Origin of the sequence: Pseudomonas sp. NPDC087598 (assembly GCF_044743525.1) — a bacterium.
In the GTDB taxonomy this organism is placed as follows: domain Bacteria; phylum Pseudomonadota; class Gammaproteobacteria; order Pseudomonadales; family Pseudomonadaceae; genus Aquipseudomonas.
This window is the reverse complement of record NZ_JBIUWQ010000018.1, coordinates 38406-63737: the sequence shown is the minus strand read 5'-3', so window position 1 is coordinate 63737 and position 25332 is coordinate 38406. Positions and strand designations below refer to the sequence as shown.

The window sequence follows — 25332 nt, the reverse complement described above, 5'->3', positions numbered from 1 at the left end:
ATCACCGGTTCATCACTTCGACGTCTTTCAACGCCTGCACCAGTTTGCCCGGCTGCGCGCCAATGTAGGTGCGGCGGTGGCCCTTGATCTCGGCTTCGTCACGCATGCCGCCGAGACTGAAGCGGTAGAACGGTCGGCCGAGGGATTCGGCGATGGATTTGCCGACGCTGGTTTTACCCACGCCCGGCGGGCCGACCAGCAGCACGATGGAACCGCTGATCTCGCCTTTATAAGCACCGACGGCGAGGAACTCGAGGATGCGATCCTTGATGTCGTCGAGGCCGGCGTGGTGTTTGTCGAGGACTTTGCGGGCGTGCTTGAGGTCGAGTTTGTCCTCGCCGTACACGCCCCACGGCACCGAGGTCGCCCAGTCGAGGTAGTTGCGGGTGACCGCGTATTCCGGCGATCCGGTTTCGAGGATCGACAGTTTGTTCATTTCTTCTTCGAGGCGCTTTTGCACCTGCGCCGGCAAGACCTTGCCTTCGAGGCGCTGCTCGAACTGTTCGAGGTCGGCGCTGCGGTCGTCCTTGGTCAGGCCGAGTTCCTGCTGGATGACCTTGAGTTGTTCCTTGAGGAAGAACTCGCGCTGATGTTCGCCGATCTTGCGGTTAACTTCCGCAGAAATCTCTTTTTGCAGGCGCGCGACTTCGACTTCCTTGCGCAGCATCGGCAGGACTTTTTCCATGCGCTTGAGCATCGGCACGCAGTCGAGCACTGCTTGCAGTTCGGGGCCGGTGGCGGAGGTCAGGGCGGCGGCGAAGTCGGTCAGCGGCGAGGGGTCGTTGGGGCTGAAGCGGTTGAGGTAGTTCTTCAGTTCTTCGCTGTACAGCGGGTTGAGCGGCAGCAGTTCCTTGATCGCGTTGATCAGCGCCATGCCGTAGGCCTTGACCTCGTCGGTCGGCTCGGTGGGCTGGTGCGGGTATTCGACTTCGACCAGATACGGTGGGCGGTGGTGTTTCAGCCAGGTTTTGATGCGCACGCGGCTGAGGCCCTGGGCGACGAATTGCAGTTTGCCGTTTTCGCGGCTGGCGTGATGGACTTTGACCAGGGTGCCGTATTGCGGCAGGGCGTCGGTGTTGAAGTGGCGCGGGTCTTCCTGAGGCGTGTCCATGAAGAACAGGGCCAGGGAGTGGTGATCGGATTTGCTGACCAGTTCGAGGGTTTCGGCCCACGGCTCTTCGTTGACGATGACCGGCAGGACCTGGGCCGGGAAGAACGGGCGATTGTGGATCGGGATGATGTAGACCTTGTCCGGCAGGTTCTGGCCGGGCAGCGCGAGGCCTTTGCCGGAGGAGGTGTGTTCGATGTGTTCGGCTTCGGTGTAGTCGTCTGGGTTTTCCGGGAATTCTTGCTGGTCGCTCATGGGGCACCTGCGCAATGGGGTATGGGTCTTAGATGGGGCAGGGCTTGGGTGGTTTCAATGGGGGGCGGTGTTTCTGATTGTGTGTTCAGGGTTTTGACAGGGTTCACGCTTTGGACTTGGCGGCCTTTGGGCCGACCATGTTCTTGGGGTTTGTGTGTATATCCGTTTTTTTGGTGATGGCGGATTAAGGTTTCGCCCTTACGGCGAGTCACCTTTTCCAAACGCCGAAAAGGTAACCGAAAAGGCTTTGCTCCTGCGTTCGGCCCGCTCGCTGGGGCTCGGGGTTCCTTCGCTGCGGGATCGATCCGGGGGGCATCGCCTACGGTTTGCTGCGCTGCACCTCCTCTCGATGTGTTTGGCTTCGCCAAACGGTCGCTGCGCTCCCACCCCCGGATCAATCCCTCCGCTCAGCCTTCCGACGTCGCCCGTGGATCAAGATCAAGAGCTTTACTCGAGCTAACGCTCATTGTGTTGAGTGGGGCGGCATGCGCCGCGTGTGGAGGTGTACTCGTTTTTTGTGGGAGCTGGCTTGCCAGCGATGGCGGCCTTGCAGCCGACCATTTTCTGACTGAATGTACCCAATCCACTGTAGGAGCGAGCCTGCTCGCGAAAGCGCTGTGTCAGGCGCCATAACTGCTAGATGGGCTGACGCCTTCGCGAGCAGGCTCGTTCCCACTAGGGGTTAGTTATGTGCTGGGGGCTGGGGGATTTCGAGGTTGTCCAGCACGCGGTTCACCGCCAGTTCGGCGAGCATGATGATTTGCTGAATCGCCATGATCGTTCGCCGCTGCGGGAGGTCGATGTAGGCGGCGACGTCGCTGCTCATGAGGCTGGCTTGGGCCAGTGATTCGCAGGCGTGGGCCAGCAGGCTTTCGCTGTCCTGATCCGGTGCGACCTGGAACATGGTGCTGGGTTTGTGGAACGGCAGGGTGAGCGCGTTCGGTTTGAGGTAGTGGTCGAGGGCGCGTTCGGCGGCTTCGTGGAATTTCTTGGAATCGGGGGATTCGTAGGGCGAGGTGGTATCGGTTTCTGGGGGATTCGGTGTCGGCTTTTTCATGATGAATACTCAGTTGGTGAAAGTGGAGCTACCTTCGATTGCCGCGACGCAATTTGAGGTGGCAGCTGTACGCGGGTTCGCGGACCGATAACTGAGAAATCGGCATACCTCCAAGAAGGTATCCCGCGCACAGCCGCCATGACAAACAACAGGCACCGAGGTGCCGTGAGGTTGGCGATTATGCATCAGTTATCGGGCCGCGACGCCCCATCGCTGTATCTGCAGCGACCCCCCGAGCCTATCTAGCCCATTTCCGACGCACAACCGACACGACTTGTCGGAAATCTCCGCGCAATCACCAGCATCTGTAGGACAAGCATATTTCCCACAGGCCAACATACTTCACCCTGTAGGAGTTGCCGAAGGCTGCGATCTTTTGATCTTGTTTTTGATTTGCAAAAGCCAAATTCAAAGGATCGCAGCCTTCGGCAGCTCCTACAGGGGTGTGGCTGTGCACAAGCGATGCATTTTCGAAACTTAGGCCATGTAGTTCGGAGGCTTGCGGATTAGCACTATTTGTTTTGAGTGCGCACTGTCTTTAGAAGCTATTGATCTATCTGACTGTCAGAACTGACAGTTACATTTTCAACCAGCAATCCACATTATCTCTACTCCAAAAGACCATCATGGAGTTGAGCATGGATCGCATGAAGATCGAAGAAAACAGCGATGTCACGGGAACGTTTACCGGCGTGATCGACGGAATCCCTTTCAGCGCGAACGTATTGAATGTCAATTTTGCAAATCCCCAATTTCACATCTACGGGGTACAGGAGGTGGGTGAACGGAAGTTCACCAGCCTCTACTTTAATTTTAAAAGTGATGGAACGGCTGATGGCGCGACCTTTGACAGGCTGCAATATCAGTCTCTGGATGGGTTCGACTTTATAACCGCGGAAACAAGCGAGTCGGAAGCTGTAACTATCGATTTCAATGTTGCAGCCGGAACATACGATGCGTCTTTCAAAGGCGTCCTTACAGGGCCGGGCGTCAAACTGAATATTGATTGTGAGTTTAATTTGACCAAGAAAGTCAAAGATAAAAGTTCTGCACACTGACATGAAAACAGCAATGCGCGGGGTGAGGGGGAATGTCATTGATGTCGCGCGGTGGGCGGCGTTTCACCCATCAGCTCTGTACATGTCATTCTGTAGAGCATTCCCTGATCCCGTACAGGGGAATTGTTGGTAACAAGAAAGGCGACATCCTTTGTGGGGTGTCGCCTTTCTTTTACCGCCGCTAAAGCATATTCCGGCAGTATCTACGCAATCGAATAATGCCCCCTATCAAGAATCAGTCTTCATCAGAACAGATGTTCATGCAGCAGCCTCGGGCCGTCGCCCGCTCGGTCGAGGATCCAGCGTTCGATGCCGTGCAGTTTGCGTAGTTCGGCGAATATTCCGGGGCTATCTTGCGCGGTACACAGTACGTGGACGTTGGGACCGGCGTCGATGGTGGCGCAAACCTCCAGGCCTTCGCTGCGCAGTTGGCGTACCCGTGCGAGGATCGCCAGGGTCGCGGGTTGCCAGTAGAAAATTGGCGGTTGCGAGGTCATGGCGATCATGTGCAGCTCCACGGCTTCGCGCTCGACGAGATCGGCCAAGGTGTCGAAGTCGCGTTCAAGGATGGCCCGACGCAGGTTGTCCAGGCGCTCCGGCAGTCGATCCAGACGGGTCAAATAGAAGGGGCTGCTTGCAGCGGCGAGGTGGCCCTGGCGGGAGCTGACAGTTTTGCGGCGAGTGTCGACCACAGCGATCAGGTCATGCAGCGGCCAGTGGTGAGCCGGGGCGATTTGTCGCGCGGGGCCTGACAGCAGCAGGGCATCGCACGGCCATTGCACGAAGCCGCCGAGCACTGAGCGTGCCGCCGAGCCGGAACCGGAGCGACGTGCCAGGTCACTGAGGTCGGGGTGCTGCGGCGAGTGCCCGCAGTGCACGGCGAAGGCTACCGTCAGTGCACTGAACCCCGCCGCCGAGGAGGCGATGCCAGCGCCGGTTGGGAAGCTGTTGGTCGTGGCGATGCGCAAGGGTTGCCAGTGGTCGAAGTGTTCCCGCAGCGTCTGCAGATGGCGCTCGATACCTTGGCGCAGTGTCGGGTCGGCGGGTATCAATGCGCTGCTGGAGACTTGCCAGAGTATTTCATCGCTCACACCGCGTTGCAGGGTCGCCAGGGTGCAGCGGCTGACGCAGCGGTTCAGGGTCATTGAAAGGGAGGCATTGTTGGGCAGAGTATTTTGTACGTCGCGCATGCCCCAGTATTTGATCAGCGCGATGTTGGCGGGGGACGAGACACTGATGCGCTTCATGACTCGCTAAGCTCCAGCCCAGGCACCGCCAGTGCCGCGTTGATTCGCCGATAGCGCGCCAGCTCTGGCAGGTCTGCTGCGTCAATCACCAACAGCGCGCCCGCCTGATCCCCGGACAATCCACCCGCGCCGCAGATCTTGGCCGCGCCGCCGGATTTTTCGATGGCGCGGATCGTATCCATGATCGTGGCGGGCACTATACCCAGGCTTTCCAGGTCCGCTTCGTAGGCCCGCACCACGGTTTTCAAGGCGTCGAGCGGCGGGGGCGATTGCTGCAACAGGGCGCGAAAACGTTCGGTATGGCGCCACAGGCTGGCCAAAAGAGGGTTGTCGCGGCCTTCCAGTCGATGACGGGTAGCGGCAATGATCTGGCCGGTGCTCTCACGGGCGGCGCCGGTATGGTAAATGCGCAGATCTGCTAGCGGCAGGTTCAGGTTGGTGTCGGACCACGAGGTGAAATGATATGCGCCATAGGGATCGCGCCGACGTTCGACCAGCGAGCCGCGCAGACTGGTGTTGTGATCGATCCCCGAAGGCTGGCCGTGTTGGTAGCGTTCGACCTGCATCGCCAGGGATTCCAGCGGATGGTGCGCCGCGTTCAGCCGGAACAGCCGTGACAACGCGGCCATCAGCGTCACCGCAAGGGCGCCGGAACTGCCGAATCCGGCATCGAGCGGAATCTGCGACTGGACGCGCAGGCTGAAGCCGCGGCAGTCCTGCGCGGGCACATGCAGGAGGATTTCGCCAATGGCGCATTTGACCAGATGATCGCGGTCGTCACCCCGCAGTCGAGCAAAGGTCTGTGGGTTGGGGGTGTTGCGATAGAGCTCCCATGCTTGCCGAACATCGCGGGCGTAATCGGCCAAGTAACCCGGTGGATAAACGGCTTCGAGTGCCAGGTCGGGCAGTTGCAGTTTGAGCTGCCCGTCCTGACGCGGCTGTAGCCATACCTGACAATACAGCCCTACTGAGCAGGCCAGTATCGGGCAGCCGTGAAGGGCGGCGTGTTCGCCCATCAGGATGATTTTTCCTGGTGCCTTGGCGTGGATCACGCGCATGTTTCAGCGGCCCAGGCGCTTGTGCGCCTGTACCAGTTGATGAGAGGCCTGTGCGGCCATGATCGACAGTTCGCCGGCGAGCACCAGGGCGCCGAGAATTTCCGCCAGACGCCGGGTGTCAACACCCGTCGCGCGGGTGCCGGGGACGATGCCCATCAGCGCCAGTGCTTCACGTTGGGTGCTCAGGCCGGTGCCTCCGCCGACGGTTCCCAGCGGCGTATCAGGCAACAGAATCGACGCGTAAATCGCGCCATGTTCGCAGGCTTCGATACAAGTGATGCCGATTGCACTCTCAGCCACTTGCGCGACGTCCTGACCCGTAGCGATGAAAAATGCGGCGAGGATGTTGGCGTGGTGGGCGTTGCAGCCGATGGTTCCGGCCATGGCCGAGCCCAGCAGATTTTTCCGGTATTGCACCTCGCATAACGAGGTGGCGTCGGTCTTGAGAATGTCGCGCAGGATGTCGGCGCTCAGATGGACTTCGGCATGGATGCGCTTGCCGCGTCCGTTGAGGAAGTTCACTCGCGAAGGTTTTTTGTCGGTGCAGTAATTGCCTGAGATGCTGATGCACGGCACACCGGTTTCTGGACTGATCAGTTGAGTGATCGCCCGGTCGCAGGCGATGCTCGCCATGTTCATGCCCATGGCATCGCCGCTGTGGAAGCGAAAGCGCAGGTAGATCGAGGTGCCGACCACCGCCGGCACAATGTCTTGCAGTTGCAGATGGCTGCTGTCCTGTTCGCAGAGCAATTTGATCTGCTGAAAGTGGCTGCTGATCCAGGCCAGGAAAGTTTCAGTCTGCAAGATACCGGTGGAGCGAAACACCGGTGCCCGGGTGATGCCGATGTCTTCGACCCGAACCAGCGCGCCGCCGGCCGCCCGAATTGCACTGCAACCACGGGATACGCTGGCAATCAGCGCGCCTTCGCTGGTGGCCATGGGGGCATAGAGAGGTTCCTGCGCCGTGATGGCCTGTCCCTTGATCAATAACGGCCCGGCAACGCCCAGTGGTATCTGGATGGCACCAATGAAGTTTTCGCACTTTGCCGGTTGCGGATCGAAGGTGTAACGGCCGATGGTGTCCAGGGACATACCGCTGATGTGTTGCAGCGCTTCGCGGCGGATCAGCGCGGCTTCTTTTTGCGTGAGGTTATCCGGCAACTGATGCAGGTGCAGGTCACCGTTGATCAGCGCTTCGATCCAGTGAGTGCCAAAATGCGGGGTGATGGACATCGGGGGGCTCCGCTCATCAATAGGTGCGTCATTGCGTGCACCTGTCATTGATGATCGGCAAGAAACGTCCACGTGGCGACTGTCAGAGTTGACAGTTGTCTATACCGATTGGCGATTGAGACGCTGCCATATGCTCATCTCGCCAGGCACAAAAAAGGCGATGCCCCGTTTGGGGCATCGCTTTCTTGTAACCGCCGCTAAAACTTATTCCGGCAGTTTGTACGCAATCACGTAGTCACCCATTTTGGTGCCCAGCGAACCGTGACCGCCGACAACGAGCAGCACGTATTGCTTGCCGTCCTTGCCGGTGTAGGTCATCGGTGTCGCTTGGCCACCTGCTGGCAGACGCGATTTCCACAGCTCTTTACCGCTGTTCACGTCGTACGCGCGCAGGTACTGGTCGAGGGTGCCGCTGAGGAAGCCGACGCCGCCGGCCGTGACCATCGAACCGCCCATGCTCGGCACGCCGAGGGTGAAGCCGATCGGGATTGGCGAGCTGTCGCGGCTGGTGCCGTTTTTGCGTTTCCACACGACTTTGCTGGTGGTCAGGTCGATGCCGGCGACGTAGCCCCAGGCCGGGGCCTGGCACGGTACGCCGAATGGCGACATGAACGGGTGCATGATCACCGCGTATGGCGCGCCGGTGTTTGGTTGCACGCCAGCGGTTTCGCTTTCGCGTTTGCTGCCGGCCGCGACTTTTTCGCGAGGCACCATTTTCGAGACGAAGGCCATGTAGTTCGGGCTGGTGAAGAGGATCTGGCGAACCGGATCGACCGACACGCCGCCCCAGTTGAACACGCCGACGTTACCCGGGTAGATCAGGCTGCCCTGTTCCGAAGGAGGGGTGTACTGGCCTTCGTAACGCAGTTCCTTGAACTGAATGCGGCACAGCATCTGGTCGAACGGGCTCGCGCCCCACATGGCTTTTTCGGTCAGTTCCGGGGCCAGCAGGTTGAGGTCCGAACGGGCCTGAGTCGGTGCGGTGTGGTCGCCTTTCACGGCGCCTTGCGGGACCGGGATTTCCTTGATCGGAATGATCGGCGTGCCGTCACGACGGTCGAGGACGTACAGGCTGCCCTGCTTGGTCGGGGCGATGAGCGCAGGTTTCACGCCGTCGGCGGTTTTCATGTCGAGCAGGGTTGGCTGGCTGCCAACGTCCATGTCCCACAGGTCGTGGTGGGTGAACTGGTAGTTCCAGCGCACTTTACCGGTGGCCAGGTCCAGGGCTACGACGCCGGCGCTGAATTTCTCGGCGCCCGGGGTGCGGTCAGCGCCCCACTGGTCTGGAGTCTGGTTGCCCAGTGGCAGGTAAACCATGCCGAGTTTTTCGTCGACGCTGGCCAGCGACCACATGTTGGCCGAGTTGCGGCTATAGGTTTCGCCCGGTGCCAAAGGCTCGGTGGCGTCTGGCTTGTCGCTGTCCCAGTTCCATACGAGGTGGCCGTCGCGCACGTCGAAGGCGCGGATCACGCCCGATGGCTCGTTGGTCGATTCGTTGTCGGTGACGTGACCGCCCATGATCACCAGATCACGGGTAATCGCCGCTGGCGAGGTGGAGTAGTAACCACCGGCGGTGAACGGGCCGATGCCTTGGGTCAGGTCAACCACACCGTTTTTGCCGAAGCCTTCGCAGATCTTGCCGGTGTCGGCGTTCAGGGCGATCAGGCGCGCATCAGCGGTTGGCAGGTACAGACGACGCGGGCAAGCCTGAGCAACGGCTTTGCCGGCTTCCGAAATCACCGCGGAGGCTGCGTTTTCAGTCTTGGCGTACGCGGCTTCGTCGTAATACGACACGCCACGGCAGGTCATGTGCGCGAAGCCTTTGAAGCCGACCGGGCTCTTGATCTGCGGGTCGAAGCGCCACAGTTCTTTACCGGTGTCCGGGTCCAGGGCCAACACTTTGCTGTGCGCGGTGCAGGCATAGATCATGCCGTTGGCTTTCAGCGGGGTGTTTTCGTTGGTCAGCTCTACCGGGTCATCAGCGGTCGGCAGGTCGCCGGTCTGGATGCGCCAGGCTTCTTGCAGCTTGCCGACGTTGGCCGGGGTGATCTGCTTCAGCGGCGAGTAGCGGTCGCCGAACTCGCTGCGACCATAGGCCTGCCAGTCGCCATCGGGCATGGCTGGCGCGGTGCTGGTCATGTCCGCAGTGTCGCGGCCCAGTTCACCAAAAGTTTCGCCCGGGTGGGTGAACAGGCTGGCCAGGGCAGTGACGCCGGCCAGAACCACAGCCACGGTCAAGCCGCCAGTGCCAATCGGCGCAGGGCCATTGAGCAGCAGTGGACGACGGAACCACGGCAGCAACATCACGAAGCCGAGGACAAACCACAGGGCCAGACGCGGCACCAGTTGCCACCAGTCCAGACCGACTTCCCACAGCGCCCAAACGGTGCTGGCAAACAGGACGATGGCGTACAGGCCCAGCGCCGCGCGACGGCGCATCAGCAACAGAATGCCGCTCAGCGCAATGCCGATACCGGCCAGCAGGTAGTACAGCGAGCCGCCGAGCATGCTCAGCTTGACCCCTCCGGCCAGCATGGCCAGGCCCATCAGTAGAAGCAGAATGCCGAGCAGGCTCGGTAGCAGACGGCCCCGACTCGAAGCACTTTCGGTGCTCATAGTGTGATTCTCCGTGACGTTTATGTAGTCCCGCGCTGTAGTCACTGTAGATGACGATTTGGCACGGGCATGGTTCAGATAAAACTTGTGTAGCTAGCTAAATTTCCTGTGGGAGCGAGCCTGCTCGCGAAAGCGGTGTGTTAGTCGACTTCTTTGGTGAAGTTGAAATTGCTTTCGCGAGCAGGCTCGCTCCTACATTTGATCCGTGTAGTTCTTTAGAACGAGGACTGGATCTTCAGTCCTGCAATCAGCGCGTCATCGACCTTGTCGACGCCGCCCGGGTGGCGGATGTATTGCAGGTTCGGGCGTACGGTCAGCCAGTTCGTCACGTGCACGCCGTAATACAGTTCGGCGCTGTATTCGGTGTCTTGTGGCGGCAGGAACGATGGATCGTCGTAGTCGTAAACAGCGTGGGCCTGATTGGTCGCTTCGGCGTTTTTGCGGTAGGCCGGGTTGACGTGCACGCGGGCCAGGGCGAAACCGATATCGTCTTTGGCGCGGGCGTCGAACGGGCCTTTATAGGTCACGCCGGCCTGTACGTAGTTGTCGATGGCGTTGGTTTTCTTGTCGTGCATCGTGCCGTTGGCGAACACGCTCAGGCCGCGCGAGTTGTCGCTGGCAACGCTGGTGATTTGTTGCTGAATGCCTAGCCACACGCCGTGTTTGCTCGACGCGCTGCGATAGGCTTCACCGCTCAACGCTGCCGGTTGGCCGTTCTGATCTTTGTAAGCATCGGTAGCCTTGGCGTTGCTGTAGTAGTAACCGGCGCGGTATTCGCCCGGCAGGCCGTTGAGCTTCGGCGTCCACACCAGTTCGATCGGCAGGATCGCGCCCTGGGTGCCGCTGCCGCTGAGTTTGAAACCGTTGCCGCGATCGAGGTTCGACGGGTTCTGCTCATAGGCGCCGACCTGTGCGTACAGCTCTGGCGTCAGGTGATATTTGACGCGCAGCGCCCATTGGCTGACTGGCCAGTTGTACCAGATGCCGCCGACCCAGTTGCCGACCTGCGAGCCGCAGAATGCGAGGTTCTGGAAGTCACACGGGAAGCTGTTGAAGTCTTCACCTTCGCCGAAGCGGCCGACCTTGATATCGAGTTTCTGATCGAAGAATTTCTGCTGATACCACATCTGCGTCAGGCGCGTGGTCTGGCCACGGCCCCAGACTTCCTGAGCGGAAGTGAAACCGCCGACGCGCGGATCGTTGATGCGGTCGTTGCTGATGTTGTTGCCGCTGCGCTTGGTGATGGTCAGTTGAAACTCGGCGTCGTCCCAGCCGATGATCTTTTGCAGGTCCAGGTGCGTGCCGAGACCGAACTGATCGCTGTAGCGTGCGGTACGGTCGTGGTCATAACCGCCGTGCAGGTTGCTGCCCATTTCGCCGGTGTAATCGAGCTTGAAGTCGTAGCCTTTTTCCGAGAGTTCGGTGCGCGTGCCGTTCCAGTCACCGAGCATGTACGGTGATTCGCTGTCGAACGCGGGGGCCGCTTGAACGCAGGTGGCGAGGCCCAGAGCGGTGCAGCCGCCAAGGATGCGCAGGGTAGAGACAGCGCTGTCTCGGGAGAAGGAAAAATCGGGCATGGATAAGTCTTTTTTGGTGTTTTCGAGAGTGCGGGCCGAGTGCTTCAAATTGTCGCGGGCAGTGAAGCGTTTCAGCCGAAGGGCGGCAGGATAATGATCTGTAACAAAAAGACAAAGGGGTTTTACTGACATGCAGCCTTTCGGATTCGGTAACAGTGCGGCAAACGGGCGCATTGTCGGGCTGCTCGCAGGCTGCGATCTTCTCGGGTTGGCCTACATTTGAAGGAAGGCCTTCCACCCGATCACCCCCTCGGCTAAGGTGCGCGGCTTCTGCATTTTCACTTCGCCCAAAGGCCAGGCATGAACGAACAATCCCCCGATCCGCTGCACGGCGTGACCCTCGAACAGATCCTCACCGCGCTGGTGGCCCACTATGAATGGTCGGGGCTGGCCGAACGCATCGACATCCGTTGCTTCAAAAGCGATCCGAGCATCAAGTCGAGCCTGACGTTTTTGCGTAAAACCCCGTGGGCGCGGGAGAAGGTCGAACGTCTGTACGTGAAATTGATGCGCACCAAGCGCCCTCTCTGAGATGGACGCCGTCTGGCGGCGACGCCTGATCACCTGCGCTGCCGTGCTCGGCTGGACGGGGTTGGGCCTTCAGCTTTACCTGATTTTCTTCGCGCGCTTGAGTGTTGGCGCCAGCCTGTTGGGCGGGTTGGTGAGCTTCTTCAGTTACTACACGATTCTGACGAATACGCTGGTGGCGACGGTGTTGACCTGTGCCGTGACCGAGCGTGAATCCGCTGCGCGCCGTTGGTTTTTACAGCCGTGGGTCAGCAGCGGCATTGCCGTGAGCATTGTCGTGGTCGGCCTCGCTTACAGCATCTTGTTGCGGCATTTGTGGCATCCCGAAGGTTGGCAATTTATCGCCGATGAACTGCTGCACGACGTGATGCCGTTGCTGTTTCTGGGCTATTGGTGGTTGTGTGTGCCCAAGGGCTCGTTGCGCCTGAGGCATCTACCGTTGTGGCTGATTTATCCGCTGGTGTACTTCATCTATGCATTGCTGCGCGGCCACTTGCTGGGCGCGTATGCGTATCCGTTCATTGATGTCGCGGCAATCGGTTATCCGCAGGTGTTCATCAATGCCGGGGGGATAATGGTGGGGTTTGTGCTGATCGGTTTACTGGTAATCGGCCTCGACCGCTGGCGCGGATCGCAGTCCTGAATTCATGCAGAACCTGTGGCGAGGGGATTTATCCCCGATGGGGCGCGGAGCGGCCCTGAAACCTGCCTCCACGGATTACCTGGCTCATCCTGGTGCAGGTTCTGGGGCCGCTGCGCAGCCCATCGGGAATAAATCCCCTCACCACAATTGAGTTCACCCCTCAAGTGGAGGGTGAATACCAAAAAGTCATTCCTCTTCGGAAGTGCCTTCAGCGCGCCAGTAGCCGACCGCTTTGACGAGTTGTTCGTCGAGGCCATGCTCGTCCAGTAACACCCGGCGGATCTGCCGTGAGACTTTGGTTTCCGTCGCAACCCACGCGTACAGATTGCCCTTGGGTACCTGCAACTGTTTGACGGTGGTCAGCAGGTTGTCCTTGCCGCCCTCACGCAAGACCCAGATCACATTGACCTGCGCCGCGCTTTCCAGCACTTGTTGTTCGCGACCGTTTTCCACTTCGATCACCACCAGCGCCTTGCGATTGGCCTCCAGGCCTTCAAGGCGGCGGGCGATGGCGGGGAGCGCGGTTTCGTCGCCGATCAGCAGGTAGCTGTCGAAAATGTCCGGCACGATCATCGAACCGCGTGGCCCGCCGATGTGCAGGAATTGCCCCGGTTTGGCCTGTTCCGCCCAGGTCGAGGCAGGGCCGTCGCCGTGCAGGACGAAGTCGATGTCCAGCTCAAGTGTGTCGAGGTCGTAGCGGCGCGGGGTGTAATCGCGCATCTCGGGCATCGGCCCGTTGTCCTTGCCGGCCCCAAGCACCATGGTTTCCAGCGCAGCGGCTTGTTCGGCGTTCTGCGGGAACAGCAGTTTGACGTGATCGTCGGTGCCGAGGCTGATGAACCCGGCCAGTTCCGGCCCGCCGAGAGTGATGCGGCGCATGCGTGGGGTCAGGTCGACCACGCGCAACACTTCAAGGCGACGGCGTTTGATTTCGTGCATCACGCGGTGAATGGTTTGGCTATCGACTGCAGTCATTCGGCTTTCTCCGGGGCAGGTTGAACGGCAGGGCCGTCGACGATGGCTTTGGCGGTGTCGTTGAGCAGATCCCGTACGCGCAGGATTTCTTCCGGGCTCCAGCGTCCGTGGTGCAGTTGCAGGGCGTGGCGCAGGTTGTGCACCGCTTCGTGGATTTCCGCCGGCCGGTCATGACCGCGCAACGAGCGCTTGCTGACGTCGATGCGCATGCGCACGCCATCCAGGGCCACGGCTTGTTCACCCAAGAACAAGCGGCCTGCTTCGGTGACGCTGTAGCGTTTTTTGCCGCCCTCGGCGTCGCCGCTGATCAGTTCGCTTTCTTCCAGGAAAGTCAGGGTCGGGTAGATCACGCCGGGGCTCGGGCTGTACGCGCCATCGAACATGCCTTCGATCTGGCGGATCAGGTCGTAGCCGTGGCATGGCTGCTCGGCGACCAGCGCTAGCAACAGCAATTTCAGGTCGCCGGGGGCAAATACGCGCGGGCCACGGCCGCCGCGTTCACGCCCGGGCCGTTTTTCAAAGCCGTCGCGGCCATCGCCATGTTCGCGATGGGGGGAATGATGGTCTCTCATTTCTGTCTTCTCTCGTCATGTTTAGACATAACTTAAGATATATCTTAAAGCTGACGCAAGAGGTTTTTCCCCACGCGGCTGGCGTCTGACGAGCGGCGATCTCTGCAGCAAATGCAACAGGTCAATTTTCACCAGGGTTTCTCGAAGCATAACTTTGAAGTTAAAGTCATCACTCTATTTAATCGAGCAAGTATTCTAAACTTACAACTAAGCCCTGCTATGGCTGGGCGATATTGCTGTATGGTTTTTTAACTTAATCTGTATGTAGGGCATAACTTACAGTCACTGTTTTGAATATCGTTTTTTCGTTCTTTTTTCTTGCGGGTCATGAGGTTGTTGAACTACGAGGTTATAGGAAGTTACTTGCTTACATTCCGGAGGCAACAGTCGATGATGCCCCGGCATTGAAAGTTCAAGTTGACCTGGCTCAACTCCCCTGAGGGTTTACCTGAACTTTCAATTCTTCCTTCTCATCAAGAAAACAAGGTACTGAACGATGTTCAAGAAAATCGCAATCGCTGCTCCGTTGGCTCTTCTGGCACTGGGTTCCTCGGGAGCGTTCGCCGCTGGTGAAGCCGCTCACTCCATCAACATCGTCGCTCACGTGCCGACCAACGGCTTTTATGTAGTGCCGACCAACCCTGATCTGATCAACAAGGATCAGCGCATGGATTACAACCCGAGCAAGGGCAAGATGGACGAGGTCGACGGTTTCTTCGACGTGCGTAACAACAATGGTTCGGTGCACGCCAGCCTGGACAGTGAAGCCAAGTTGATCTCGGGTTCCAGCAACATCCCGTTGAAAGTTACGCTGAACAACCGCGTTCTCAATCAAACTCCACAACTGGTCGTGGGTGAGTCCGAGTCGGATGTGAACTTCCGTGCAGCGCTGAACATCAGCGCGATCGGCGGTTCCTTTGAGCCGGGCGATTACACCGGTGTGGTCGCGATGACCTTCGACGCCGTTCCTCCGGTCGCGACGCCTTGATCGAGCGCGTCGACAACCAGCGCTGACCCCAGGTCAACGCTCACCGAGGGGGCAAGCCGCGTGCTTGCCCCCTCGGACTTCCACAGTTCGTAATCAGAGTAAGAGTTCATGTTCCCGATGACACCCATCGCGGCTGCGCTTGCGCTGTTGTTTTGTGCCAGCGCAGCCGTGGCTTCCAACTCCGCCGGCACCACGCCGCGAAGTCTGTTGGCCCAGGCCAAAGGCCTGCCGGCGGATTTCGAGGAGCATTTCTTTGATGTGCCTCTGGCGGTTCGGGTCGAGCTCGATCATCAGCCTCTGGGCGAGGCGCTGGTGGTGTTGTCCCGCGATGATCGCATCACCCTGCTCGAATTCACCGACACCAGCGAAAACCGCTTCGGCGCCGCCGAACGGGAAAAATGGGCGGCCTATCTGAAGCCTGGCGTGGCGCTCGGCAACTGCACCGGGTCCTGCCCGGATCAGGTGCTGGCCGTGCACTACAACCTGGAAAACTCACAGGTGTCGATCCTCACCGAAAACGCCGAACGCGACGTTGAAGCCAAGCGTTACCACGATCAGCCCGAAGGCGGCAGCCACGGTTTGATGGTGCGCAATCAGCTCAACCTCAACGGCGGTCAGGATCAGGATCTGGGTGGCCGCTACGGCCTCGAAGCCAGCAGCAGCCTGGGTAACTGGAGTCAGACGCTGAATTTGCAGCTGTCGCGCCTCGGTGGCCCGGACGACAAGCTTTACCACGCGGTACATGAACTGCACACCCAGCGCGAACTGCAAGGCAGTTTCTTCCGTCTGGGCTATTTCACCCCCAATTCCGAAGGCCTGACCCGTCAGCCGCGCACGTTCGGCACCAGCCCCGACACGGCGGTCGGCGTGATGTACGGCAGTTCCGACAGCCTCGCGATCAACAACCCCAAGCCCAGCGTGTACCCGATCTACGTCACCGCCAACCGGCAGGGCTCGGTGGAGATTTATCGCGATGGCCTGTTGATCAACACCCAAGCGGTGCCCGCCGGTTTGCAGACCCTCGACACCCGGCCGCTGCCGGGCGGCATCTATGAAGTGGAAGTGCGCCTGATCGAAGACGGCCAGATCACCTCCACCACTCAAGAGCTGGTCTACAAGCCGAATAACTGGCGCAACCTCGACGAGCGCTGGCGCTACAACGTTTTTGCCGGCGAAGAAAGCAAACTGCTGAGCAACTGGGACACGCAGTCCAGCGGCAGTCCCACCGCTGGTGCGTCGGTCAACTACTTGATGCACCCGCGAGTGATTCTCGGCCTGTCAGCGCGGCAGATCCGCGAAAAACTGCAGTACGGCACGTCCGTCGACTGGACGCTGGCCAACCACCTCAGCCTGTTCGCCAACGTCTACAAGACCGAGGATTACGGCACCGGTCTGGACCTGCAAAGCCTTTACAACTACGGGGCCGGCAGCCTGGTGATCAGCCACAGCCGCAGTTGGCTCGACACCACCAACACCTACGACACCTTGCCCGACGGCACGCGCATTCGACCGCGCAACGTGTTTATCGGCCAGACCAGCAACTCGTCGCTGGCGCTCAACCACCGGCTCAGCAGCAAGAGCTCGCTCAACGCCCGGGTGTCGCACAGCGAGGGCAACGTCGAAGGCGCCGGCCTGGATCTGGGCTGGACGCAGCGCACCGTGTTGTTCGGCAGTGACGCCAGTTGGCGTTTGTCGGTGTTTGATCGGCCGGGCAGTTACAGCAGCGGCGATGCGCGCAATCGCGGGGTCGACCTCAGCGTCAATCTGGCGCTGGGTGCGCCCGGCCAGCAGATTACCGGCAGCATCGGTTCGCGCACGGCCCGTGACGGCAGTCGCGACAACAATGGCTCGATCGGCTGGCGCAAGGACTTCAAGGATCACGTCCTGCAAAACGTTTCGCTCACCGCACTCACCGATACCTATGGCCTCGGCATGTCCAGCCTGGCGAATTTCCGCACCGATACGGTGAATGGCGACGGTTTTGTCCAGCGCTCGTCCTACAACGGCAATTTCACTGGCGGCCTCAACGTCGACAGCACGTTGGTGGTCGGTGGCCAGCAGATGTTGCTGACCAGTCGCAACGAAGTACGCGGCGCCGGACTGATCGTCGATGTCGAGTCGGACATCGACAACATCACCTTGCGCGCCGACGATTTCAGCGGTGGCAGCGCCGCGTTGAAACCGGGGCGCAATTTCATCCCGATCACCGCTTATCAGAACAGCTCGGTGAGTTTCGATTTCGACGGCAATCACGTACCGGCAGCGACCATTGCTCCGGCCCGCACCCGTTATCACCTGAACAAGGGCGGGGTCGAGTACCGCAAGATTCGCGTGATGAAAACCCTGACCGTGCTCGGTCGTCTCGTCGACGGGCAGGGCCGCCCGCTCAGGGGCCACCATGTAATCAACCACGCCAGCCGTGGCGTGACCGAGGTCGACGGCTTTTTCTCGATGGAAATGAACGCCGGCTCGCCGACCCTCGAAGTGCGCCGGGAGAACCAGCTGCTCTGCCAGTTCCGTCTGGAGGAGAGCCAGCATCGCAGTGAAAACAATGTGCTGATGATCGGCGATCTGCGCTGCACGCCAGACACCCTGGCCGATGTCACCTCCACTGAACAGAAGGCGGGCTGATCCGATGAAAAGACTCACTTGTGGTCTGGGCTTGTGCCTGGTGATGGCCACGCCGGCAATCGAGGCGGCCAGTCGCGAGATCCGCGCGTTGTTTCAGCCGGATTCGTCACAACCGAACAAGAACGTGTTCGTCAACAAGACGCCGAACAGCGGGTACTGCGCAACCTATCCGGCCCAGTGCAGCGACAACAACATGTTCAGTATCCAGTTGCCGGTGCGGTTCAATGACATCCGGACACTGAAGCCCAATGACAGCATTGATGTGCGGGTGCCGGCCAACTGGCGACAGTTGACCGTGACCAATGCCGAAACCGGCGACGCCGAAATGGTGGAGGTGCGCATCATCGGCATCGGCTCGCAGTACGTCCTCAGCGATGCGGCGTACACACTGACGGGGGAGACGGACCCGCTTGAAGGTCATCGAAAACTCTGGGCCGAGGGCAGTTGGGTGAATGCGTCTGCGCCATGCCTGTACAGCGGCGTCGGCGCTTATGGCGACAATCGCTATCGATTTTTCTGGAAGGCGCCAGTTGAGGCGGCGTGTAGCAAAACCGCCGCTTTCACCATCCCGTCGATGTACTTCGACACCCTCGATTTTGCCTATGAACTGCGCACGCCCAATCCGCTGCGTATGTCTTCGGGGCTGTACACCGGCTCGATGACGTATTCCATGGGGCCCAGCGGTGACTTCAGCCTGGGGCCGTTGATGGACCCCGACGACGGGATTCTGAATCTGGATTTCGTGCTCGACGTGCAACACACCCTCAAAGTCGATCTGCCACCGGGCGGCAATCGCGTGGTGCTGGAACCCGAGGGCGGCTGGATGCGCTGGATCGACAGTGGCAAGAAGCCGATCAAGATCTACCGTGACCAGATTTTCTACCTGTCGGCTTCGTCGCGATTCAAAGTGATGATGCTGTGCAATTCCTTTGGTGGCCCACGCTGCAATCTGCGCAGCCCGAAAGGCAACTCCACCGAAGTGATAACCCAGCTCACATTGCCCGCCGGAATCACCGGCCCGGGCGGTGGCGACGTGAAGTTGCTCCAGTTGCAGTACAACACATGGGTCGGGCCCTTCCAGCCAAGCGTTTATCAGGATCGCAAGGTCGGTTCGCTGCGCTTCGAAATGCCCAAGGACGCGATCGACTTTCTCATCCGTCCCGGGTTCAGCGACACGTTCACCGGCAACATCACCGTTATCTGGGATTCGGAAGCCTGAAGGCTCCGACCGGCCCGTTGATTTTTCATGGAGTTGAAGACGATGAAACGTGTTTTTTGGCTGGGCGTGCTCAGTGTGTTTGGCCTGGCGGCGCAGGCCGGTCCGCAGATCAATGTGGGCACGGTGTACGACTATCTGGACGCCGATAAAAGTACTTACCTGAAACGGGTGTTCAACAGCGGCGACGCCACCGCGTTCGTCAAAGTCAGTGTGCTGGAAATCGTCTACGGCGCCGATGGCGTGCCGCAGGAAATTGCCGTCGAGAACGCCGCCGATGGTGCTTCGCGCAATGGCTTGATGGCCAGCCCGGCGCGGTTGATCGTGCCGTCGCAAGGCATGCAAGGGACGCGTTTGCTGTACATGGGGGAACGTGATCGCGAGCGCTATTTCCGTGTGCGTTTCGTGCCCGTGGTGCCGGAAAAGGAAGATGAGTTCGTGGTCAGCGGCGAGGAGCGCGAGGACTATAAAAAGAACCTGAGCGCCGGGGTCAACCTCATGACCGGGTTCGGCACGATCTTTTTCGTGCGGCCCCGGGATGCGCGTTTCGCCACCGTGATCAATGAAACCGACAGTCGCTACGAATTGCGCAACAACGGCAACACCGTGGTGGTCATCGACGAGTTCAAAAGCTGTGCGCTGGACAACGAAACCGACTGCGGCGCGACCACCAAGCATCACGTGCTGGCCGGCAAGAGTTTCGCCTTCGATAAAGAGCCGGGCCGTCAGTACCGCTTCTTCCTGATCGAGGGCGAGCAGAAAAAAATCCTCCAGGTCAGCCGCCGCTAGGTCTGTTCTCCATTGACGCAACGGGTAATCCACATGATCAAGCAATGCACCGTCGTCGCGCTGATGGCCGCAGCGGCCCTGACGACCACCGTGACCTGGGCGGCACGCGCAGAACATACGTTCGAAGTGACGCTGGTGGTACCCAGTCGGCCGTTTTATGTTCTTCCGGCGGAGGCCGACTGGATCCACCGCCCGCAACGGCTCGAATGGCATCACGCCACCTCAACCCTGGGCAGCGTGCGCAAGAACTTCGATGTACGCCACGACACCAGCGCGATCGAAGCACGCCTGGAGACGATCCCCTACCTGTCCAACGGCAAGTCGGGCGACGATATCGAATTGCGGGTCACCTTCAATGGCGTGGTATTGAGCGCAGAACGGCCGCCACGCCAAGTGGTTTCGCAAGAGGAAGCGGCGGCAGGCAAACGCGTGTTGCTGGAAATTGATCCGGTCGAACCGCCCGGGGGGTATCGCCCCGGCGACTACAGCGGCAATGTGTTGTTGCTGTTCAATGCCAAGGCGCCGGGGGAGTGAAACCTGCGTGCGGATGACGAAAAACCAACCGCGATCAGGCGCCTTTCACGGGCCAGTGGTTTCGACTTTGTTTTGCAGACCGGCCGCTTGCAGCGCCTTGCGGGTCAATTGTCTGGCCAGATCGTTGCGCGCGTACGCCAGATCGCTTAACAGCCGGTTGTAGTAGGCATCGCTCATCGCTTCGCCACTGAAGATTTCGGCTTCACGTGCGCCCAATTGTCTGGCCAGCAGCTCCATGCGACGGGCCAGCGGGTTCAGACGCGTGTGCTCTGTGACGTTAGCCCACTGGGTTTGTAATTCACGCAACTCTTCCAGGCGCCGAAGCTGTGCTTCGAACACCCGGTCATTGACTTCGAATTGCGTGGGATGAGTTCTGCGCAGATGACGTTCCCAGAACCCGTCGACGTACAAATCGAGCATGCCGTTGGCCAGGCCATCGCCGCGTTCGCGCTCGATGATCGTGTCGCAGGCGCGGTCGACCATGGCCGCGTCTACCCCCGAGCGCTCCTGATACATCATGCCGTCGGACTGCCACGGCAAGCTCAGGCGTTCGGCCAATCCGGTTTCATAGGCCAGGTGCACTTCAACGTCGTCGGGTGGCAGATTGGCGGTCGGATTGATCAGGTGCTGCTGTTGCTGACGACTGATTTCCTCTCGGGCGATATCGCCCACTCGTTCCAGGCGTGCAGCACTGCGGGCCAGCCGCACCAGGTTATCGTCCAGCGTTCTCGCCGAGGTCTGTTCGGCATAGGCTTTGGACACCAGCACTTTCAGGCCCATGGAGTTGAACAGTTGCGCGCCGCCGTCCTGGCAGCTTTCCGGCTCGCGGGCCTGGGCGAACAGTTGCTCACGCAGTTCGGAGTCCAGCGCGGCGGCGTCGATCAGGTCCCAGACGCGTCGGGTCAGTTTCTTGCGTGACCGGTCCGAGCGGTAATCCTCGCTCTGTCTTTGCTGACGGATGACCCTGAACAGATCTTCGGAACCGGGTTCGGCCATCACGTCCTGCCAGGATTCTTCGCGCTGTCGCCTGAGCGCCTGCGAGGCGCTGAACGTCGGTGATTCATCCGGCGACAGCCAATGGCTGATCTCGTTTTCCACCACCGGGGAATACGCTTGCTGGCGGCTGAAACCTGCTGACTCACGGTAGTCGCCATATCGGAGGCGGTCGGCGTCGACCAGTCGCTGGGTATCGAAGCGTGCGCGGGAGAGGATGAACGCTTCATCGGAACCGGGCGTGACTTCAGGGACGGTGGTGATCGGGCAGCGGCGCATGTCCAGGGCAAAACTGCGCGGGCGATAGCGCGGTGCATTGGCGACCCGGAACAGACCACGCGGCCAGTCGCGGATATCGCTGTTGGCCAGGCTCAACTCATTCAAACGATGCATGCGCCCGACATCCGGCGCCTGCCCCAACGGGTTGCCGCTCAGGCGCAGTGATTGCAGGCGGGTGAGGCCGCTCAGGCGGGTGGCCGATTCGTCATTGAGCCTGATGCGGTTATCGGTCAGGTCGAGGGATTGCAGATGAGGCATCTCGCCGATGGCCGGCGGCACGTCGTTCAGACCGCACTGACGAGCGCTCAACTGGCGCAGTTGTGGCAGATCGTTGAGCAAGTGGCTGTCCGTGGACAGGCGTCCGTTGTCGATTTTCAGCGCAGTGATCTGATCGAGGTATTTTTTCATGCCGGGTTGCCGGCGCATCTCGTTCCACCAACGGTCGTGATCCGGGCGAGAGAGGTCGGACGACAAATCCAGCGCATAGCCCTGGTCAGGATGCTGATCGCGCTCGGCGAACGCTTCGCTCTTGCGTTCAAAGCAATCGAGCAGGCGTTCTTCCAGATGCATCCCGCCGGTGCGCAGGAACTCCGCCGAAACGCCATGAATCGGTTCGCCGGCACTGTCCAGCCCTACCGGCTGGCTGTTGCGCCAGCGCGCCAGCGTGCTGCGCAGTTCCTTGAGTTGGTCCTTGAGCTGTCGCAGCGCCGCTTCGGGATCCGGTTTGGCACGCAAGGCTTCGGCGAAGTTGTTCACTTGCCGCTCGCTCAGCCTTGGAAACAGTTGTCTGATACGGTCCTCGAAGGTTTTTTCGCCGAACGGCCACGGCCAGCCACGCACCAGCTCGACCGTTTCAATGCTCGCCACCGGGCGTACGGGCGGCTCGGCGAGGAGTACCCGACGTTCGGCCGGGGCTGCGGTTTTGTCCATGATCCAGCGTTTGAGCAGGCGACCCTGACCGGTTCGGTAACCGATCTGCTGGCGCTTGTCTTCCGGCAGGGCCTGTAGCAACGCTTCGTAAAAGTCGGCGGGGGCGTGCAAGCTGCGGTTGTCGGCGTCGAGCACTTCGTAGCGGCCATGTTCATCGCGGATCAGACGTCGGGTGCTCGCCGCCTCGTCCGGGCCGACGCTGCAACGCAACGGGCCGTCGTAAGTGCCGTCACGCACTTCCAGGCGCATCTCGCCAAAACTGTCGCTGAAGGTGCGCAGGGTATTGAGCGCCAGGCGTTCGGTGTCCGGCACCACCCGTTCCTCATGGTAGAAACCGTCGTAGGCACGCGCCGTGGCGGCTTCGAAGTTGACCTCGCGTGCCTGCGTCTTGATGCGCAGGGGCAGGCGGTTTTCGCTGACAATCCGCTCCAGTTCGGCCGGTCGGGCCTGGGCCAGGGTTTTCTCGGCGAGGCTCAGCGGCATGTCCGGGAACGTCTGGACCATGACGCGCACGTCGGCTTTGCTGGAGCGTTCGGCGCCCTGGTAAATACGTGAGGCCAGATCGCCCTGAAGGTCATCCACCGCATCGGCGAGCAGGTTGCGCAGGGCTTGGGGGCGCAGTGCTGCCGGGACTTCATGCCCGGCCAGTGCGCGCATCTGGCGGTCGGTGAGAAACACCGCTGCCCGTTCCGGCAGTCTGCCGGTGGTCAGATCCGGCAGACCGATGCTCAGGGTATCGGCCTCGGATGCGTCCGGATTACCGTACTGGCGCGAGTGGCCACTGAGGTCGGCATTTTCACACACGCGCAAGGCCCGTTCGGCTGGCCAGCCGGGCAGTCGGGTGATGATCGGTTCAAGCCACACCGATTGCGGGTCGATCGGCCGTCCGGCGCGAATGTCGGCGCTGGTTGTTCGCGCATCGTCATACGCCTTGTAACGTTTGATCGTATCGGCCAGTACCGGTGGCGGCGGGCTGTTGTCGATGTGCATGCGCCGCAACTCGTCGGCGTCGGTGCCGCTGGCAACGCGGATCTGCTCCATCTCCAGCGGCGAAAAACGCTCGACGCTGTGGCCGAGCCGGCGCATCAGGGCGGGGGCAGGCCAATCCTCGGGGTTTTCCGCTTCGTGCAGCCAGGCGCCATGCTCGTTGTGTTCAAGGGTCGGCTGGTAAGCGGTGGTGCGTGAAGGGTGTTCGATGCGGTGGGTCTTGTGCGCCGGCTCGGTCGAGACCTTCTGCACTTTGTAGACCTTGCCGTCGAGCGGCAGCAGCAGCTCGTTGCCGTGACGGTGCAGGCCCAGCCGGTCGGGTTTCGAGGCCACCGACAGTGCCACATTCTTCTGTTCGTAAGGGCCCAGATCCGCATGCCAGAGTGAGGTTTTGCCATTGGGCAAACGCACCGGTTTCATGCCGTCCACCAGCTCGGACAACTTGACGCTCAAGGTCGAGCCGATGGCGGCTCCGGCACTGAATGCCGCCAGCTGCATCACGTCCGTGACCACGCTGAGCACGTGTTCGGCGGCTTCCTTGGCCAGTCCCTCGGCCAGATCGACAATGCCTTCGATGACGTCGGTAGTCAGTTGATACACGGTGTAGGCCATCATCAGCTCGCCGAGAAACGGCACGAATGGCGTGGCAATCAGCAGGGCAGCATTGAATATGTCCGAGACGATTTTCTTGAAATTGTCCCACCAGGCCCAGCGCGCATTGCTGTCGGTGTCGGCGGTGGACACGGCAATTTCGCGGCCATCGTTGAGGATCTTGTTGAGCTTTTGCTGGTAGACGTGTCGCCAGTAATCAGCAGGCAGTGCGAGGGTGTCGATCTGCAGGCGCGGCCGCGGCACTGGTTCCTTGCGCCATTCGGGCCCTGGCGGGTGCCATTGTAGCGTGAACAGGCGTTGTTCGAGGCTGGCGAAAAAATGCCCGCGCTGTTGCTGGTCGACAAAATGACTGAAGAATTGTCGGTAGGTCTGCTTTGAGGAGGCCACCAGTCTGTCCTCACGCAACTGCCGCGCCAGTTCCTCGACAAACGCGTCAACCGAGGCGTACTCCTTGAGCGGGTGGTCGGGGTCGTGGGGCAGGTAGGCGATCAACCGATTGATGCCGCGGGTGTCAGGTCTGGCGGGGATCAGCAGGGTGACGCCGGTCAGGCGGGTGTCCAGCATCGACAGGTCGCAACACTGCATTCTCCGGCCATTGAGCACCAGCCGGGGTTTGTCCTTGGTCAACTCCAGCATCAGTTTGTAGACGTCGTACTGGATGTCGCCGTTGATCAACGCCAGTTGTGCCGCGACGCTGAGGGCGTCTTTCTGGCTCTCGACCACCTTGTGCTTGAGCACCGCATCGGCGACGGCGTTGCCGGACAGCAGATAGCTTTCCAGATGCTTTTTGTACTGCGCGCCAATGTCCAGTTCCCGGCACAGCGTCTGGAACTGGCTGATGCTCAGATTGGCCAGAGTAAGCACTTCAAAATGGCCCAGTGCATTGGGTTTGCTGATAAACGCCGAAGCAGCATCGACCTGTTCGTCTTTGGCGAAGTTGTGCAGCGCGGCATCCAGCAAGGACACCGTGCGGGCAGTCGCGGCTCCCGAGGTGTCGATGGCCCACCAGGGTTTGGCCTCGGGCATATAGAAGCGCAGCCAGGTGCTTTCGACGTCGATGTCGACGCCGCAACGTTCCTTGAGTTTCGCTTGCAACAGTGGCGCGGCAAACGCGTAGACATCGAGTTTCGCCAGCAGCGTGTCGACCTTGTTCTGCGAAGCCCAGGCCTTGAGATTGGCGGCTTTGAGTTTTTCGTGCTGGATGACGTGCATGGTGGCGTACCACGCATCGGGTATCAGTGTCGTTGCGCTGAGCGCCAGACCCCGGTTCAGGGTGGCGGACTTGAACGTCTCGTCGAGGGTGTTTTTGATGAATTCGTGGTGCCGACCCTTGTGCAGATTGGCGGCTGAAGAGGGGGACGCAGGCATGGCAATCATCCTTGAGTGCTTGTTCGGGATGATCACCTTATCGGGGGATGCTCAAAACAAAAGACGAAAAACACACCT

The 25332-nt window shown here is 60.2% G+C and carries 17 protein-coding genes and 1 pseudogene; 8 read left to right on the top strand and 10 right to left on the bottom strand.

Annotation, left to right across the window (positions count from 1 at the left end; translation table 11 throughout):
* Together ACIOWE_RS12580 and ACIOWE_RS12575 are read right to left on the bottom strand one after the other, a co-directional pair.
* Window positions 1–1363: pseudogene (locus tag ACIOWE_RS12580) on the bottom strand (LON peptidase substrate-binding domain-containing protein); the annotation flags it as partial.
* 682 nt (window positions 1364–2045) lie between these two features.
* Window positions 2046–2420 carry a DUF6124 family protein gene (locus tag ACIOWE_RS12575; protein WP_401391563.1) on the bottom strand — a complete coding sequence of 125 codons (375 nt, stop codon included), beginning with the start codon at window positions 2418–2420 and terminating at the stop codon, window positions 2046–2048.
* A gap of 638 nt (window positions 2421–3058) precedes the next feature.
* Between ACIOWE_RS12575 and ACIOWE_RS12570 the strand changes: the two genes are divergently transcribed.
* On the top strand, window positions 3059–3478 hold the full coding sequence (locus ACIOWE_RS12570; protein ID WP_401391560.1) for a hypothetical protein: 420 nt from the start codon (window positions 3059–3061) through the stop codon (window positions 3476–3478).
* Window positions 3479–3723: 245 nt separating this feature from the next.
* Here the strand turns inward: ACIOWE_RS12570 and mvaD are convergent, their stop codons facing one another.
* From mvaD to ACIOWE_RS12545, 5 genes are all read right to left on the bottom strand, one after another.
* On the bottom strand, window positions 3724–4725 hold the full coding sequence (gene mvaD / locus ACIOWE_RS12565) for a diphosphomevalonate decarboxylase (protein ID WP_401391557.1): 1002 nt from the start codon (window positions 4723–4725) through the stop codon (window positions 3724–3726).
* Window positions 4722–5783, bottom strand: a complete 1062-nt coding sequence (locus tag ACIOWE_RS12560) for a mevalonate kinase (RefSeq protein ID WP_401391554.1) — start codon at window positions 5781–5783, stop codon at window positions 4722–4724. Before ACIOWE_RS12560 ends, mvaD begins: the two co-directional genes overlap by 4 nt.
* Window positions 5784–5786: 3 nt before the next feature.
* Entirely contained in the window at window positions 5787–7016 is a 1230-nt protein-coding gene (locus tag ACIOWE_RS12555) for a hydroxymethylglutaryl-CoA reductase (protein WP_401391551.1), read from the bottom strand.
* A gap of 204 nt (window positions 7017–7220) precedes the next feature.
* The gene (locus ACIOWE_RS12550) at window positions 7221–9632 is read right to left on the bottom strand and encodes a glucose/quinate/shikimate family membrane-bound PQQ-dependent dehydrogenase (RefSeq protein WP_401391548.1); all 2412 of its coding nucleotides are present in this window, start codon (window positions 9630–9632) and stop codon (window positions 7221–7223) included.
* Window positions 9633–9847: 215 nt separating this feature from the next.
* The gene (locus tag ACIOWE_RS12545; protein WP_401391545.1) at window positions 9848–11209 is read right to left on the bottom strand and encodes a carbohydrate porin; all 1362 of its coding nucleotides are present in this window, start codon (window positions 11207–11209) and stop codon (window positions 9848–9850) included.
* A gap of 300 nt (window positions 11210–11509) precedes the next feature.
* Between ACIOWE_RS12545 and ACIOWE_RS12540 the strand changes: the two genes are divergently transcribed.
* Window positions 11510–11740: a VF530 family DNA-binding protein gene (locus ACIOWE_RS12540; RefSeq protein ID WP_187680225.1), complete on the top strand. Its 231-nt coding sequence runs from the start codon at window positions 11510–11512 to the stop codon at window positions 11738–11740.
* Window position 11741: 1 nt separating this feature from the next.
* Window positions 11742–12380, top strand: coding sequence for a Pr6Pr family membrane protein (locus ACIOWE_RS12535; RefSeq protein ID WP_401391542.1), 639 nt, complete (start codon window positions 11742–11744; stop codon window positions 12378–12380).
* A gap of 186 nt (window positions 12381–12566) precedes the next feature.
* On the opposite strand, the gene ACIOWE_RS12530 is transcribed toward ACIOWE_RS12535, so the two are convergent.
* Together ACIOWE_RS12530 and ACIOWE_RS12525 are read right to left on the bottom strand one after the other, a co-directional pair.
* Window positions 12567–13355: a siderophore-interacting protein gene (locus tag ACIOWE_RS12530; RefSeq protein WP_401391539.1), complete on the bottom strand. Its 789-nt coding sequence runs from the start codon at window positions 13353–13355 to the stop codon at window positions 12567–12569.
* Complete coding sequence (locus tag ACIOWE_RS12525; RefSeq protein WP_401391536.1) at window positions 13352–13927, bottom strand: PadR family transcriptional regulator; 576 nt, start codon at window positions 13925–13927, stop codon at window positions 13352–13354. The genes ACIOWE_RS12530 and ACIOWE_RS12525 overlap by 4 nt, the downstream gene beginning before the upstream one ends.
* A gap of 496 nt (window positions 13928–14423) precedes the next feature.
* Between ACIOWE_RS12525 and ACIOWE_RS12520 the strand changes: the two genes are divergently transcribed.
* The 5 genes from ACIOWE_RS12520 (at window position 14424) to ACIOWE_RS12500 (ending at window position 20085) form a co-directional block, all read left to right on the top strand.
* Entirely contained in the window at window positions 14424–14915 is a 492-nt protein-coding gene (locus ACIOWE_RS12520) for a CS1 type fimbrial major subunit (protein WP_401391533.1), read from the top strand.
* Between the two features lie 108 nt (window positions 14916–15023).
* Window positions 15024–17546 (top strand): TcfC E-set like domain-containing protein, encoded by a 2523-nt coding sequence (locus ACIOWE_RS12515; protein ID WP_401391531.1) that lies wholly within the window; start codon window positions 15024–15026, stop codon window positions 17544–17546.
* Window positions 17547–17550: 4 nt separating this feature from the next.
* Window positions 17551–18765: a hypothetical protein gene (locus ACIOWE_RS12510; RefSeq protein ID WP_401391528.1), complete on the top strand. Its 1215-nt coding sequence runs from the start codon at window positions 17551–17553 to the stop codon at window positions 18763–18765.
* A gap of 42 nt (window positions 18766–18807) precedes the next feature.
* On the top strand, window positions 18808–19551 hold the full coding sequence (locus ACIOWE_RS12505) for a molecular chaperone (protein ID WP_401391526.1): 744 nt from the start codon (window positions 18808–18810) through the stop codon (window positions 19549–19551).
* 33 nt (window positions 19552–19584) lie between these two features.
* Window positions 19585–20085 (top strand): CS1 type fimbrial major subunit, encoded by a 501-nt coding sequence (locus ACIOWE_RS12500; RefSeq protein ID WP_401391523.1) that lies wholly within the window; start codon window positions 19585–19587, stop codon window positions 20083–20085.
* Window positions 20086–20130: 45 nt separating this feature from the next.
* Here the strand turns inward: ACIOWE_RS12500 and ACIOWE_RS12495 are convergent, their stop codons facing one another.
* Complete coding sequence (locus tag ACIOWE_RS12495) at window positions 20131–25254, bottom strand: NEL-type E3 ubiquitin ligase domain-containing protein (RefSeq protein ID WP_401391520.1); 5124 nt, start codon at window positions 25252–25254, stop codon at window positions 20131–20133.
* Between the last annotated feature and the right edge of the window lie 78 nt (window positions 25255–25332).